This window comes from Limnoglobus roseus (assembly GCF_008254045.1).
Classification (GTDB): domain Bacteria; phylum Planctomycetota; class Planctomycetia; order Gemmatales; family Gemmataceae; genus Limnoglobus; species Limnoglobus roseus.
On the sequence record NZ_CP042425.1, the window covers coordinates 7139636 to 7153777 of the forward strand.

Below are 14142 nucleotides of genomic sequence, written 5' to 3' on the forward strand. Positions count from 1 at the left end.
GAAAGACCTGGCAGCAGGGCCGGTATTCAAGCTGAGTCAATTTTCCTCGCGTGAGAAGTGCACAGAAAGTATCCTGGTTCCGTCCGGTGAGGAGATTCTTGATTCGAGTTTTTTCTCATGAGGCACAAACTCGGGACCGTACTCGTCGTTCCCGATTTGCGTTGTTGAACCGCCCTTTCCCTGTTTCAAGGAGTGTTTGATGCGTCACGCCATCGTACTGACTGCGGCCTTCGCGATCGTCGCCGGGTTCAGCCCCGTTCGGGCCGAGGAGCAGACCTTCCCGAACATTACGCACGACGAACTGACCAAGGCCATCAAGGACAAGAAGGTCACCTTGATCGACGTGAACGGGTCCGACTCGTACAAGCAGGGGCACATCCCGACCGCGCTCAACTACGACGAGATCGAAAAGGATCTCGCCAAGAAGCTGCCGGAAGACAAGGGCGCGCTGGTCGTGGCGTACTGTGGCAGCGAGAAGTGCACCGCGTACCGCACCGCCGCCGCCGCCGCGAAGAAGCTGGGCTACACCAACGTCAAGCACTACGCCAAGGGGATCGCCGGGTGGAAAGCCTCGGGCGAGAAGGTCGATGCCGTAAAGTAACACGGAGTCTGTCCGGGGTCGATCTCACATCGATCCTTTGACTCGAACAGCCTCACGACCAGGCGGCCGAGACCCTATCGGCCGCCCGGTTCCGTTGTGACGGATGGTTCCCCCGGGTGGATGCAGACGCGATCAAGTCCGAGGACGGCAAAGATGCTCGAAAGAACCAAAAGCCCGGCGGCACATTGGGCCACCACGCTAGCAACCCTGTTGTTCGGAAGCATCCTGTGCACGGGCGTTCGCGCGGCGGAACCGATCGGGGTCAGTAACCCGGTCCACGGTTACGACGCCCCTCCCTCGCGGGACCGACTCGCGAAGCTGAAAGGGGAGGTCGAGGCGGGCCGTGTGACCCTGGACACCTCGGACGAACTGGCTCTGCTACGGAGTGTGTTGCGGTCTCTTGACGTGCCGGCCACGTCCCAGATGCTCGTGACCTCGGCCACGAGTTTCCAGAAGACGATCATCTCGCCGAAACGACCCCGGGCGCTCTACTTCAACGACGACACCTACGTCGGCTTTGTGCCGGGCGGGCAGATCGAAGTGATCTCAATCGACCCGGACCGGGGCGGGATGTTTTACATCTTCAACCGCCTGGAACGGGGGAAAGTGCCGCGGATTCGCCGGAGCGAGAACTGTCTGACCTGCCACGCGACCGCGAAGATGGAAGAGATCCCCCAGTTGGTGATCGAATCGGTGGTACCGGGCATCACGGGGGGCGGGGAGATGGCGTTCCGTCGGGACCAGCACGGGCACGGCGTACCGCTCGAGGACCGCTTCGGCGGATGGTTAGTCACCGGAGGCCCCGACGTTCTCAAGCACCGAGGAAACGTCCTCGTCGAGTGGAAGAAAGGGCAGGCCGTCGAGCGGCCCATCAAGCCGGGCGAACTTTACGATCCCGCTCGGTTCCCCCTGCCGACAAGCGACCTCTTGCCGCACCTGCTCCACGAGCACCAGATCGGATTCGTCAATCAGGCCGTCGCCGCGAGCTACCGCACGCGCGTCTTGCTCCATGAGAACGCGGGCAAGGCCGAGGCCGTCTCGGCCGAGTTGGAAAAGCTGGCCCGTGAACTGGTTCGCTACCTGCTGTTCGCCGACGAGGTTCCGCTTCCCAAAGGCGGCGTTGAGGGGTCGAAAGAATTCAAAGCCGACTTCCTGGCCAAGCGGCGGATTGCGTCCAACGGCTACTCGTTGCGTGACCTGGACCTGAAGACGCGGCTGATGCGATTCCGATGCTCATACATGATCGAGTCGTCCGCGTTCGCGGGACTGCCCGAGCCACTCCGTTATCACGTGGATCGTGAACTGGCCCGAGCCCTCGGCCCCGAGTCGGGAGGTAAGGAATATGCCTACCTCCCGGCCGATGAGAAGCGCGTGATTCGGGAGGTACTGGCGGAGACCGTCCTAAATAGCTCCCGCCCACAGCAGAAGTAACCCTTAGATACAAGGTGTTTTTCCGTACACGACTGATTGGACTCGGAAATGGGTGCGGGTGGCGAACCCGTCGAACGTCAGGTCCAGTAACTCGTCCTTGAGCTGGCGGCCGGTGCGAAGGAGTGGTTCCATCAATCGCCGGACACGGCCATGGCCCTCGCCCGGCGACTCAGCGAACTCCGCCAGGGCTGTTCCGTTCTGTTGTTGTCCGAGCACAGGCAGTTGCAGGAAGGGCAGCGGAACTGGCTGCACAAGGAGTATTTGAGGTGGGCCGACGAGATCGACAAGGCCGTGCGCGAACTTGAGTCCGGCGGCAACCCGAGCGACACACGCTCGCGAATCGACGGGCAGATGCGAGAGCTACTGATTCGGAGTTAAGCAACGCTATTACCTGATGCCCTCGATCCCTACGTTTCCAGGATGAGGAGCAAAGGAACTGCCCAGGAACTGGAAGCTCGCCGCCGGTTAGCGGTGGCGAAGTGCGTCGAGGGTTGGACGCAGGTCGAGGTGGCCGCCTTCCTGGACGTCCACCCGGTCACGGTGGCCAAGTGGATGGCCCGCCACCGCCGCGACGGCGACGCCGGACTGACGGCCAAGCCGACGCCGGGTCGGCCGCGGTTCTTGACACCCGCCCAGGAGCGGCAGGTGCTCCGGTGGCTGGACCAGAAGCCGACGGCCCACGGGTTCCGGACCGATCTGTGGACGTCCCGACGGGTGGCCGACCTCATCCGCCGGAAGCTCGGCGTGGCCTTCCACCCGGACTACCTGCGGGCGTGGATGCGGGGCCGCGGGTACAGCCCCCAGAAGCCGCGGCGGCGGGCCAAGCAGAAGGACCAGCCGGCCATCGACGGGTGGGTGAAGAACGACTGGCCGCGGATCGAAAAAAGCGTCCGCGCGGCGGGCGCACCTCGTCCCGATCGACGAGACGGGGCTGTTCCTCAACCCGCTGGTGAAGCGGTCGTGGGCCAAGGTCGGTAAGACGCCCGTCCTGGCCGCCGACGGCGGTCACCGGGACAAGGTGTCGGCCATCGGGGCGGTCACCGTGTCGCCGACCGGCCGGCGGCTCGGGTTCTATTTCGCGACCGAGCCGGGCGGGTTCTTCACCGCCGACAAGGTGGTCGGGTTCCTCCGGGATGTGCTCCGGCACCTGCGGGGGAACGTGGTCGTCGTGTGGGACCGGGGGAGCAACCACCGCGGGCCGGTGGTGCGGGACTTCCTCGCCCGGAACCGGCGGCTGCGGCTGGAGATGTTGCCGCCGTGGGCCCCGGAACTCAACCCGGTGGAGGCCGTGTGGTCGTGGCTGAAGTACGGCGAGCTGGCTAACTTCGTGCCCGACGACACCGACCACCTGGACGACGAGGTGCTCGAACGGCTGATCGAGTTGAAGTTCGACCCCGGGCTGCTGCGAGCACTGTGGGAGCGATCGGAACTGCCGTTCCCAAGGTTCAATCAATAGCCTTCGTTAGCCTCGGAATCAGTAGAGAGGTCGTTCAGCTCACGGGCATCTTCGTCAACGGGAACTCGTTCTACGCGAAAGATGCATACCGAGGTCGCGAAGGGCGACGCTGAAGGCGGCAGCCGGGTCCCGCCAATGTAAGTGACCGTCGCCATGACCCCAGGCGGTCGGCGAAAAGGCCGAGGTGCTTGCCGATCTGGGTCAAGGCCTCAACCTTGGACCCCAGCTACATTCGCGGGGTGCGGACGGGGTCGACCCGCTCGTCTCGATAGATCCGAGTGCGCGTTGACAGCATCAATCCCTTGCGGGACCTTGGGCCTGCCAGCGGTGTGGAACAGCTTCCTCGGGTCGGCGAACGCGATGCGGGCCAGTTCACGAAAAGCGGCGTCGGCCGACACCCGTGACCGGTCCCGTCGCTATTCTATCTCGCATTCAACGCGGGTGGCCAAGACCGGCCGATGGAGCAGGCCGGAGGGCAGCGTCGGCCGACGACTTCGGGTACACGCGGCGGTATGCGGCCGTGGCGTTCAGCTTCGGGCCGGCCAAATACTCGGCGACGAACAGCCGCTAGCGGGCGTTCACCGCGGTCGCCCGAGAATGTCAGATGATGACAGCAATTGGCGGCCGGGTGAAGTCCGAAACCTCAGTATTCTTAGCCGCGGCCAACGTGCGGCCCACGAGCAGGACCGTCGGAGACGGAGATCAGGGACGGCAGGGACGGCGACAGGGACAGCAATTTTCGGCTACCGTCCCTGCCAAGGGGATTCCAAAAATGCTCATTTCCAAACCGTTCTGTCATCGAATGTACTTGCAGGGACGGCAGGGACGGCGATTTCTCCTCTTTAAAGTGTTGAGAGTTAAGAGATAGGAGAGAGCACGAACGAAGGAGTAACATGACTCTCCTCCCTTCCCCAATTGTTACTGCACCAATTGCAGTAATGACGGCATATGCTTGGTTGTTGATGACAGTGTTGCAAGGGATGCAAAAGGTCGATAAAGTGATGGAAGCCTTAAAAGCTAGGCTTTTCTGTCCAGAAGTTGTCGGGGAATAACAGTTTCATAAGCGATGGGTCGCCGGTTCAAACCCGGCCTCCGCTACTCAAAGAACCCACGGTGAAAGCCGTGGGTTCTTTCGTTTCTCCTTGTTTCTTAGGCAATTTCGCACGTCTTAAGCAATCCAATTACTCTGGCAGTTGTCATTAGGTGTCATCGGAAGTCAGCCGATGTCAGTGGATTTATCCACCAATTGTCCACCAGCTCCCCGGTATCATCCACCATGCGGGGCAATTCTTCACCACCACCGAAGTCTACCCTCATGAACTTGACCCGCATCGAAACCGAAATCCTGCACCTGCACAACTCCGTGAACGTCCGTCCGACCGTGGACGCCGCCCGCAAGATCGGCGAGCTACTGCTTGAAGTGAAAGCATATCTCGACCACGGGCAGTATCTCCCGTGGGTGCGGAAGTTGGGACTCTCTCGGCAGTTCGCACAGGCATACACTCAAGTCGCCAAGGCCCACCCCGTAAATGACCAGAGTTCTGGTCATTTGAGTATTGACGGCCTGTTGAAGCGAATCAGGCAAGGCCGTCGTGCAGAACGGCGTGAGCGGACAGACCAACTCACCGAGGACAACGACAACGCCACCGAGGAAGGCATCGTGCTAGGCGACTCGTTGAAGTGGCTACCCTAGACTTTCCATGCCGCGACAGGCCGTCACGCGCACATCAGGAAGATGCACGTCGCAGAACGTGCCAGTGTATATAGTGGACCCCATTTGCGAGACCAAAAACCGACGAATTTAAGCTACTCCTTCGCCGGCTCTTTTGACCGTCCGGCCCGGTACACCTCGGCCGGGGTCTTGTACCCCAGTGACTGGTGCAAGCGGGCCTCGTTGTAGAAGGTGAAGTACGCCTTCAACCCCCGCTCCAACTCGGTCACCGTCTCGTATCCCCGCAGGAACACGTCCTCGTACTTCACCGTCCGCCACAGCCGCTCGACGAACACGTTGTCCAGGCACCGCCCCCGGCCGTCCATGCTCACCCGCGCCCCGGCCGCCTCCACCCGCTCGACCCACGCCCCGGCCGTGAACTGCACCCCTTGATCGGTGTTGAACACCTCCGGGGTGCCGGCCGCCAACGCCTCGTCCAGCATGTCCCGGCAGAACGCCCCGTCGAGCGTGTTCGACAACCGCCAGGCCACCACGTACCGGCTGTACCAGTCGATGGTGGCGGCCAAGTACATGAACCCGCCGGGCAGCGGCAGGTATGTAATGTCGGCACTCCACACCTGCCCGACGCGGTCGATCGGCACGCCGCGGAGGAGGTACGGGTACACCGGGTGGCCCCGCCCGGCCGACAGCTTCGGCTTCGGGTGGATGGCTTCCAGGCCCATGACCCGGAGCAACCGCTGGACCCGCTTGCGGTTCGCCGGGTGGCCGTTGCGGGCCAGCCACCGGGCGATCCGCCGGCTGCCGTAGAACGGGCAGGCCGTGTACTGCTCGTCGATCCGCCGCATGAGGGCCAGGTTGTCGGCCGACTCCTCGGCCGGCCCCCGGTAGTACGTGGCCCGGCCGAGCCCGACCAGTTGGCACTGCCGACGGACGCTCAGGTCGGCGTGCCCGGGGTCGATCAGCGGCCGCAGGTCGTCAACCGAACGTCGCAGCTTTTTTTTTCACCCAGTCGAGCTCGACCTTGAGCCGGCCGATCTGCTCGTACAGCGCGGGTGTCTGGTCGTCGCCGGGGGCGACCGCCTTCGCTCCGGCGGCGAACACGGCCTCGGCCCCGGCCAGGAGTTGCTTCTTCCACCCGTGGATGAGGGTCGGGTGGACGCCGAAGTGGGCGGCCAACTCGTTGACCGTCTTGTCGCCCTTCACCGCGGCCAGAGCGACCTGGGCTTTGAACGCCGCCGTGTGGGTCTTCCGCTTCGCCGTCATCAGGACCACCTCCGAGGGCCGCCAGAGTAGCTTACCTGGCGGTCTCAGTTTCGGGGTCCACTATAGTACCCAGTCACGCATAACTGGTTTAACGGCAAATAAAGCACCGATCACAGGGGCATTTCAACTGTCGAGGAAGTCGGCTCGCCCTTGCTCCAGGCTAGGATAGCCATAGACTCTTATGCGACAGGTTTTGCCAATCGGCCTCCAACCGATGGCAAACGAAGAGGGAAGCCGGTGTGAGTCCGGCGCGGGGCCGCCTCTGTAATCGGTGAGGCCCGGTTCAAGATGTCACTGCTGGGAAGGGATGACGAAGGGGGAATGAGGGTTGAGCCGGGCTTACGCTGAAGCGTACCCGATCGCAAACCCTCTTTTCCCTAGCTCCTCACTTGGTGGGAAGACGAACCGGTCCGTTTGAACCGAAAGCCAGAATACCTGCCTGTCGTAATTTTCGCCGATATGCTCCGGTACCGAGCGGTCGCGTTGACACGAGTCTTCCTCACCCGCGTTTCGAGCGGGTGAACCGCGCACTGGTATTTTGGGGCTTCGGCCGACTGCCCGACCCGGCAGGAGGTTTCCGTGCGCTGTCACTCGTTTTCATCCCAAGCCCACGATTCCACCCCTCCACGACTCGGGATGCTGCTTGCGCAGTTCGCGGCACCGATCGGCCATGACTCACAGGGCGTTCAGGCGGCCTGCGGAGAGCCGGCGAGAACTGGGTCGGAATAGCCCCACGCAAATCGGAATGCCCAGAAATCTTATCCCGACCTTAACAGCCACTAACCGGCCCCGGCCGAGTTGGTCGGCAACTTCTTTGGAGGAGACACCGTGAACTTTCGTCGTTCCACGCAGGTTGGTCGCAAGGGCCGCAACGCCAAGTATTCACCCGACAAAGGTTCACACTCTTTCAAGCTGAAGGCCGAGGCACTGGAAGATCGGACTCAGCCTGCGACTTCGGCAACGATCATGACCGCTCAGTACACGCCAGTCGCACGCGGCGTGTCAGACCTGCTGACGGCCACGATCAGTGTGCCGGCCGGTTCGGGGTCGCCCACGGGAATGGTGACGTTCTCGGACGTTTCGAACGGCGCTACGACCGTCCTCGGAACGGCAAACGTGACGCAGGTCAGCAGCAGCCCGGCCAAGTTCGCCGCGACCCTGCCCGCGACCTTCACGGCTGAAGGCTCGCACTACCTGACGGCGGCGTACAGTGGGGACGGCACCTTCGATCCCAGCACCGGCACGTTTACGGTGAACAGCGGGACCACCGCTGCCGATTTCGAGAACTTCTCGCTGCCGCCGAACTCGTTCTACAACGGTGCCGACGGTGCGGGTGGCTTCAATACCGGGGGCGGCCAGTTCAACAACAGTTACAATTCGTCCTTCGATGTGTGGTCCGGGTGGTCGCACTCGAACGTGACCGACGTGACGACGGCGGGGTTCGGGAACCAGTACGCGGCGTACAACGTCCCCGGCGGAGGGACCGGGGCCGGCGGGTCGGCCAACTACGGGGTGGCCTTCGGCTTTCCGGGAAGCGGCGGGTTCCCCGGCGACCCCATCACGATCGACCTACCGGCCGGTCAGCGGCCGCAGTCCATGCAAATCACCAACACCACCTACGCCGCCTTGTCGATGCGGGATGGGGATGCGTTCGCCAAGAAGTTCGGCGGAACAACCGGGAACGACCCCGACTTCTTTCTGCTGACCATCACGGGCAAGAACGCCTCGGGCGCGGACACGGGCACACGGACCTTCTACCTGGCCGACTACCGATTCGCGGACAACAGCAAGGACTACATCGTATCGCAGTGGACGACGGTTGATCTGTCTTCCTTGCCGACGGCCACCACACAGCTTTCGTTCGCTTTGAGTTCGTCCGACGTAGGCACGTTCGGGGTCAACACCCCGACCTACTTCGCGATGGACGACCTGATCTTGACGCCGGACGTGTCGGTGACGGCCTCGCCGACCGGCCCAGTGTCGGCGGGCACGCCGGTCACGTTCACGGCCACCGTCGCCGGCAATCCGAGCGTCGGGACGGTCACCTTCTACGCCGGCCCGGGGCTGACCGACCCGATCGGGTCGCCGGTCGCCGTGGTCGGCGGCACGGCCACCTCGACGGCCACGACCACCTTACCGTCGGGCACTAACAGGATCACCGCCGTGTACAGCGGCGGGGCTGGGTTCGACCCCAGTCAGTCGTCAGTGGACTTCGCCGTCAATACCGCGACGACTACGACTGTGACCCACACACCGGCCGGCCCGGTGACGGCGGGGACGGCGGTCACGTTCACGGCCACGGTCGCCGGCAATCCGAGCGTCGGAACGGTCACCTTCTACGCCGGCCCGGGGCTAACCAACCCCATCGGGTCGCCGGTCACCGTCGCCGGTGGCACGGCCACCTCGGCGGCCACCGCGACCTTGCCCGTGGGCACGAGTACCATCACCGCCGTGTACAGCGGTGGAACCGGCTTCGACCCCAGCCAGGGGACGGTCGCCGTCACCGTCAACGCCGCGACCACAACGAGCGTCGCCGCCGCGCCGACCGGGCCGGTGTCCCTGGGGACGCCGGTCGCGTTCACGGCCACCGTCGCCGGCAGTGGTAACGCCGGGACGGTCACCTTCTACGCCGGCCCCGGCCTGACCAACCCGATCGGGGCACCGATCGCTGTGACCGGTGGCACTGCCACCTCGGCGGTCACGACCGCCCTGCCGGCCGGGTCCAACACGATCACGGCCGTGTACAGCGGCGGGACGGGGATCGCGGGGAGCCAGGGGACGGTCGGTGTCACCGTCAACGCTACAACGGTGACTACAGTGGCGGCCGCGCCGGCCGGCCCGGTGACGGCGGGGACGCCGGTCGCGTTCACGGCCACCGTCACCGGCAGCCCGAGTGTCGGGACGGTCACCTTCTACGCCGGCCCGGGGCTAACCAACCCGATCGGAACGCCGGTCACCGTCGCCGGTGGCACGGCCACCTCGGCGGCCACCGCGACCTTGCCCGTGGGCACGAGTACCATCACCGCCGTGTACAGCGGCGGGGCCGGCTTCGACCCTAGTCAGGGGACGGTCGGCGTCACCGTCAACGCCGCGACGACGACCAGCGTCGCCGCCGCACCGACCGGGCCGGTGTCCCCGGGGACGCCGGTCGCGTTCACGGCCACCGTCACCGGCAGCCCGAGCGTCGGCACGGTCACCTTCTACGCCGGCCCGGGGCTAACCAACCCGATCGGAACGCCGGTCACCGTCGTCACCGGCACGGCCACCTCGGCGGCCACGGCCACCTTGCCCGTGGGCACGAGTACCATCACCGCCGTGTACAGCGGTGGACCCGGGTTAGCGGGGAGCCAGGGGACGGTGGATGTCACCATCAACGCCGTGACGGCGACCACGGTGGCGGCCGCGCCGGCCGGGCCGGTGTCCCCGGGGACGCCGGTCGCGTTCACGGCCACCGTCACCGGCAGCCCGAGCGTCGGCACCGTCACCTTCTACGCCGGCCCCGGCCTGACCAACCCGATCGGGACGCCGGTCACCGTCACCGGTGGCACGGCCACCTCCGTCGCCGCGACTCTACCCTTGGGCAGTACCACGATCACGGCCGTGTACAGCGGCGGGACGGGGTTCGCGGGGAGCCAGGGGACGGTCGGCGTCATGGTCGACGCCGCGATCGCGACCGCGACGAGCGTCGCTGCCGCGACGAGCGGCCCGGTGACGGCGGGGACGCCGGTCGCGTTCACGGCCACCGTGACCGGCAATCCGAGCGTCGGCACCGTCACCTTCTACGCCGGCCCGGGGCTGACCAACCCCATCGGGTCGCCGGTCACCGTCGTCAGCGGCACGGCCACCTCGGCGACCACAGCCGTCCTCCCGGTCGGGTCCAACAGGATCACGGCCGTGTACAGCGGCGGGACGGGGTTCACGGCGAGCCAGGGAACGATCGGCGTCACCGTCAACGCTGCAATTGCGACCGCGACGAACGTCGTCGTCGCACCGAGCGGCCCGGTGACGGCGGGGACGGCGGTCACGTTCACGGCCACGGTCGCCGGCAATCCGAGCGTTGGCACCGTCACCTTCTACGCCGGCCCGGGGCTGACCAACCCCATCGGGTCGCCGGTCACCGTCGTCGGCGGCACGGCCACCTCGGCGGCCACGGCCACCTTGCCCGTGGGCACGGCTACCATCACCGCCGTGTACAGCGGTGGAACCGGCTTCGACCCCAGCCAGGGGACCGTCACCGTCACCGTCAACGCCGCGACCGCGAATCCCGACTTCATCGGTGTGCCGCAATTCGCCGTCGGGTCGGATGTCGGCGGGCCATCGACCGTGATCGAGTACAATTCGGACGGCTCCGTGGCGAAGACCTTCGACCCGTTCCCCCGCACCACGGGAGGGACGCGAACGGCAGTCGGAGACTTCAACGGAGACGGGACACCAGACGTCGCGGTCGGCACCGGCCCGGGGGTGACGGCGCAGGTGAAGGTACTGGACGGGAAGACCGGGGCCGTCCTGTTCGACGTGACGCCGTTCGCCGACTTCACCGGCGGCGTGTTCGTCGCCTTGGGGGACGTGACCGGGGACGGAAAGGCCGATCTCGTGGTGAGCCCCGACATGGGCGGTGGCCCACGGGTCAGTCTCTTCCGTGGCGGCGACTTCGTGAAGGCCGCCGACTTCTTCGGCATCGACGACCCGGCCTTCCGAGGTGGTGCCCGGGCGTCCTTAGGCGACCTGAACGGCGACGGGGTCGCCGACTTGGTGGTCTCGGCCGGGTTCGGGGGCGGCCCGCGGATCAGCGTGTACGACGGGAAGAGCCTGGCCGGTGGGCAGCAGGTCCACCTCGTCCCGGACTTCTTCCTGTTCGAAGACACGCTGCGGAACGGCGCATACGTGGCCGTCGGTGACGTGAACGGCGACGGGTTCGCGGACATCATCGGGGGCGGCGGACCGGGGGGCGGCCCCCGTGTTCTGGCCCTGTCGGGGAAGACCTTGTTAACTCAAGGGGTTACCGCCGCGTTCGAGAGTCCGGTCGCCAACTTCTTCGCCGGCGACACGGAGAACCGGGGGGGCATCCGGGTCTCGGTCAAGGATCTGGACGGGGACGAGAGGGCAGACGTCGTCGTCGGTTCGGGAACCGGGGCGGGGAGTGCCGTCACGGCTTACACGGGTTCCGCACTCACGAAGGATCCGAGCGATCCCACGGCAGAAATGCAATTCGATGCCTTCCCGAATTTCACCGGCGGGGTGTACGTCGGTTGACCAGCACTTCAGCAAGGGCAGGTGTTACCACACACGCCGCACCGAATTTTCCGTTCGGTGCGGCATCGAGGATCTTTCCTCACTCAAATCAATTCGAGTCCGCAATCACCTCGCCGGCGTCACGGGTGGATAGGGCGGTGAGCGTCTCAGGGGACAGGGTGTCGCGCAGGAATTGGACCGAGCCGTCCACGAACAGGGCGGCGGCCCCGCCCGGGTGGTCGCTCGACAGGCCCCACTGGCCCGCGACGCCGCTCCCCGGTCCGCCGCCGAGGGGGCACGGTTGGGTGTAGCCGCTGGCCGCCGCGCAGCCCGCCCGGCCGTCCGGCTCGAACCCGTTCGCGCCCCCGTTGTACCCCCGCAGGGTGTTGATCTGGTAGGCCGCGTTGTTGTAGTGCGGGCGGCCGTGGATCCACACGCCGCGAGCGAACTTGAGGCACTCGGTCACGTCGATAGTGTTCGACGTGCCGTCCGTGAAGTCCGTGATGCGGAGGTTCTGCCGCTCGTCGAAGCCGCCCCGGCCTTGGGTGACAGAGGCGGCGGGGGAGTTCGTCGTCAGCCGCTGGGCCCCGTTCAGCCCGGTGTAGTCGTTGACCGCCAGTTCCAGCGTCTTGTCGGTCAGGGGCAGCGAGTGCGGAGCTTTCTTCGTCCCGTACACCCGCCGGTTCGACGGGCACAGGTACATCGCCACCTGCGTCTGCCCGATGGTCCGGTTCGGCTCCTCGTCGATGGCCAGGTCCATGTTCAAGGAGGCGTACAGGTTGTTCTGTTCGAGGTACGGGAGGATGGCGGCGAACAGCCCCGGCCGGTACGGGCCGGTGTTGAGCTTGGCGATCGGGATCTGGCCGGCGGGCGTGCCCTCGGGGTAGCCCTTGAGCGCGGTGCCAACCGGGAACCGCAGGTTGGCGTCGTGGTACGTCTGGAGGGCCAGCCCGATCTGCTTGAGGTTGTTCTGGCACTTCATGCGGCTGGCCGCCTCCCGCACCTTCTGGACAGCCGGCAACAAGAGGCCGATCAGGATGGCGATGATCGCAATCACGACCAGCAACTCGATCAGGGTGAAAGCGGGACGGGGTTTGCGGCGGGCAGTAACGAACGTCACAGGTCAACTCCTCTTCGCCGGGTCGGGCGAGCGGGTGCCTGCGGGGCCGGGAGCGGACGGACAGGGGCGTGCGTCGAACGCAGCGGGACGAGCCTGTCGGTCCGGCAGCCTGGAATCCGAGGCACCGAACAGTGTGCGACAGGCAGGTCTTCTGGCTTTCGGCTCGTAGCGACGTCCAGGCGGCCTTCCCGCGGATGTGCCGCAGTGGCGAGGAATGCCCGGACGTCTGACCGATTACAGTAGCGGCCCTGCGCCGGACTCTCACCGGCTTCCCTTTTCATCGCCCGCAACGAGCGGGACGAACCTGTCGGTGGAGATTTTATGGCCCGAAGCGCGGGCCGCCAGTCGGTTAGAACTCCTCGCTGAACTCGACGGCCCCGGTCACGCCGAGTTGGTACGCCGACACACGCCGCTCGAAGAAGTTCGTCAACTCCTGAACGTCTTGCAGATCCATGAAGGCGAGCGGGTTCTTCGTCCCGAACACGGGGGCGATGCCGAGGGCTTCCAGGCGCCGGTCGGCCACGTACTCCAGGTAGCCCCGCAGATCGGTCTGCGACAACCCGGCCACGCCCATCCCCAGCGTGTCCTGGGCGAACGTCGTCTCCACCTCGACGGCTTCCCGCAGCATGGCGACGATCTGCGATTCCAGGTCGGCGTCGAACAGGTCCGGCTCCTCCCGCCGCACCGTGTCGATGACGCGGAAGGCGAACGCCATGTGCGCGCTCTCGTCGCGGAACACCCAGTTGGTGCCGGTCGCCAACCCATGCAGCAGGCCCTTCGACCGCAGGAAGTACACGTAGGCGAACGCGGCGAAGAAGAACAACCCCTCGATGCACGCGGCGAAGCAGACGAGGTTGAGCAGGAACGCGCGGCGGTGGTCGCGGGTTTCGAGTTTGTCCAACCCCTCGATGCTGTCGATCCACTTGAAGCAGAAGTCGGCCTTCAGCTTGATCGACGGGATGTTGTCCACGGCCGCGAACGCCGCCTCCCGCTCGGCCATGTCCGGCAGGTAGTTGTCGAGCAGCGTCAGGTAGAACTGGACGTGCAGGGCCTCCTCGTACAACTGCCGGGACAGGTACATCCGCGCCTCGGGGGCGTTGACGTGCTTGTACAGGTTGAGGACGAGGTTGTTGCCAACGATCGAGTCGCCGGTGGCGAAGAACGCCACCAGCCGGTGGATCAGGTGCTGCTCGGCCGGGGTGATCCGGCTCCGCAGGTCCTGGAGATCGGTCGAGAAGTCCACTTCCTCGACCGTCCAGGTGTTCTTGATTGCGTCCTTGTACATCTCGAAGAAGGCCGGGAACCGCATCGGTCGCAGGGTCAGGCTCATGCCGGGGTCGAGTAGCATCGTCAATCCTCCGTGAGTG

General features: G+C 65.4%; 11 protein-coding genes and 2 riboswitches. Of the genes, 8 read left to right on the forward strand and 3 right to left on the reverse strand.

The features are described 5' to 3' along the window. Window positions 1–199: 199 nt before the first annotated feature. The 7 genes from PX52LOC_RS30505 (at window position 200) to PX52LOC_RS30530 (ending at window position 5181) form a co-directional block, all read left to right on the forward strand. On the forward strand, window positions 200–601 hold the full coding sequence (locus PX52LOC_RS30505) for a rhodanese-like domain-containing protein (protein WP_149113621.1): 402 nt from the start codon (window positions 200–202) through the stop codon (window positions 599–601). A gap of 153 nt (window positions 602–754) precedes the next feature. Further along, window positions 755–2032, forward strand: a complete 1278-nt coding sequence (locus PX52LOC_RS30510) for a hypothetical protein (RefSeq protein WP_178132583.1) — start codon at window positions 755–757, stop codon at window positions 2030–2032. A gap of 150 nt (window positions 2033–2182) precedes the next feature. Further along, window positions 2183–2410: a hypothetical protein gene (locus PX52LOC_RS30515; protein ID WP_149113622.1), complete on the forward strand. Its 228-nt coding sequence runs from the start codon at window positions 2183–2185 to the stop codon at window positions 2408–2410. Between the two features lie 42 nt (window positions 2411–2452). Then, window positions 2453–3010: an IS630 family transposase gene (locus tag PX52LOC_RS30520; protein ID WP_149113623.1), complete on the forward strand. Its 558-nt coding sequence runs from the start codon at window positions 2453–2455 to the stop codon at window positions 3008–3010. Continuing rightward, on the forward strand, window positions 2982–3488 hold the full coding sequence (locus tag PX52LOC_RS30525) for a transposase (protein WP_246173514.1): 507 nt from the start codon (window positions 2982–2984) through the stop codon (window positions 3486–3488). Before PX52LOC_RS30520 ends, PX52LOC_RS30525 begins: the two co-directional genes overlap by 29 nt. Window positions 3489–4381: 893 nt before the next feature. After that, window positions 4382–4540 carry a hypothetical protein gene (locus PX52LOC_RS41150; protein WP_168219301.1) on the forward strand — a complete coding sequence of 53 codons (159 nt, stop codon included), beginning with the start codon at window positions 4382–4384 and terminating at the stop codon, window positions 4538–4540. Window positions 4541–4803: 263 nt separating this feature from the next. Beyond that, window positions 4804–5181: a hypothetical protein gene (locus PX52LOC_RS30530; protein ID WP_149113625.1), complete on the forward strand. Its 378-nt coding sequence runs from the start codon at window positions 4804–4806 to the stop codon at window positions 5179–5181. Between the two features lie 113 nt (window positions 5182–5294). Here the strand turns inward: PX52LOC_RS30530 and PX52LOC_RS30535 are convergent. Next, window positions 5295–6426 (reverse strand): IS3 family transposase gene (locus tag PX52LOC_RS30535; protein WP_390637529.1). Its coding sequence is split into 2 segments (ribosomal slippage): window positions 5295–6143 and window positions 6145–6426, totalling 1131 coding nucleotides; the frame shifts between segments, so codons are not numbered across the junction. Between the two features lie 168 nt (window positions 6427–6594). Then, window positions 6595–6880: riboswitch (cobalamin riboswitch) on the forward strand. A gap of 371 nt (window positions 6881–7251) precedes the next feature. Between PX52LOC_RS30535 and PX52LOC_RS30540 the strand changes: the two genes are divergently transcribed. Continuing rightward, window positions 7252–11676 carry an Ig-like domain repeat protein gene (locus PX52LOC_RS30540; RefSeq protein ID WP_149113626.1) on the forward strand — a complete coding sequence of 1475 codons (4425 nt, stop codon included), beginning with the start codon at window positions 7252–7254 and terminating at the stop codon, window positions 11674–11676. An 88-nt stretch (window positions 11677–11764) separates the two neighbouring features. Here PX52LOC_RS30540 and PX52LOC_RS30545 read toward each other — a convergent pair whose 3' ends face one another. Both PX52LOC_RS30545 and PX52LOC_RS30550 read right to left on the reverse strand, forming a co-directional pair. After that, window positions 11765–12775 (reverse strand): DUF1559 domain-containing protein, encoded by a 1011-nt coding sequence (locus PX52LOC_RS30545; protein WP_149113627.1) that lies wholly within the window; start codon window positions 12773–12775, stop codon window positions 11765–11767. A 124-nt stretch (window positions 12776–12899) separates the two neighbouring features. Then, window positions 12900–13098: riboswitch (cobalamin riboswitch) on the reverse strand. A gap of 26 nt (window positions 13099–13124) precedes the next feature. After that, a complete protein-coding gene (locus PX52LOC_RS30550; protein ID WP_149113628.1) occupies window positions 13125–14123 on the reverse strand; it encodes a ribonucleotide-diphosphate reductase subunit beta in 999 nt (332 codons plus the stop codon). Window positions 14124–14142 lie beyond the last annotated feature (19 nt).

What these genes read in the sequence shown, in the direction of transcription:
- PX52LOC_RS30505 (WP_149113621.1), top strand. Translation starts at nt 200, where the DNA reads ATGCGTCACGCCATCGTACTGACTGCGGCCTTCGCGATCGTCGCCGGG.
- PX52LOC_RS30530 (WP_149113625.1), top strand. Translation starts at nt 4,804, where the DNA reads ATGAACTTGACCCGCATCGAAACCGAAATCCTGCACCTGCACAACTCC.
- PX52LOC_RS41150 (WP_168219301.1), top strand. Translation starts at nt 4,382, where the DNA reads ATGACTCTCCTCCCTTCCCCAATTGTTACTGCACCAATTGCAGTAATG.
- PX52LOC_RS30550 (WP_149113628.1), bottom strand. Translation starts at nt 14,123, where the DNA reads ATGCTACTCGACCCCGGCATGAGCCTGACCCTGCGACCGATGCGGTTC.
- PX52LOC_RS30510 (WP_178132583.1), top strand. Translation starts at nt 755, where the DNA reads ATGCTCGAAAGAACCAAAAGCCCGGCGGCACATTGGGCCACCACGCTA.
- PX52LOC_RS30515 (WP_149113622.1), top strand. Translation starts at nt 2,183, where the DNA reads ATGGCCCTCGCCCGGCGACTCAGCGAACTCCGCCAGGGCTGTTCCGTT.
- PX52LOC_RS30520 (WP_149113623.1), top strand. Translation starts at nt 2,453, where the DNA reads ATGAGGAGCAAAGGAACTGCCCAGGAACTGGAAGCTCGCCGCCGGTTA.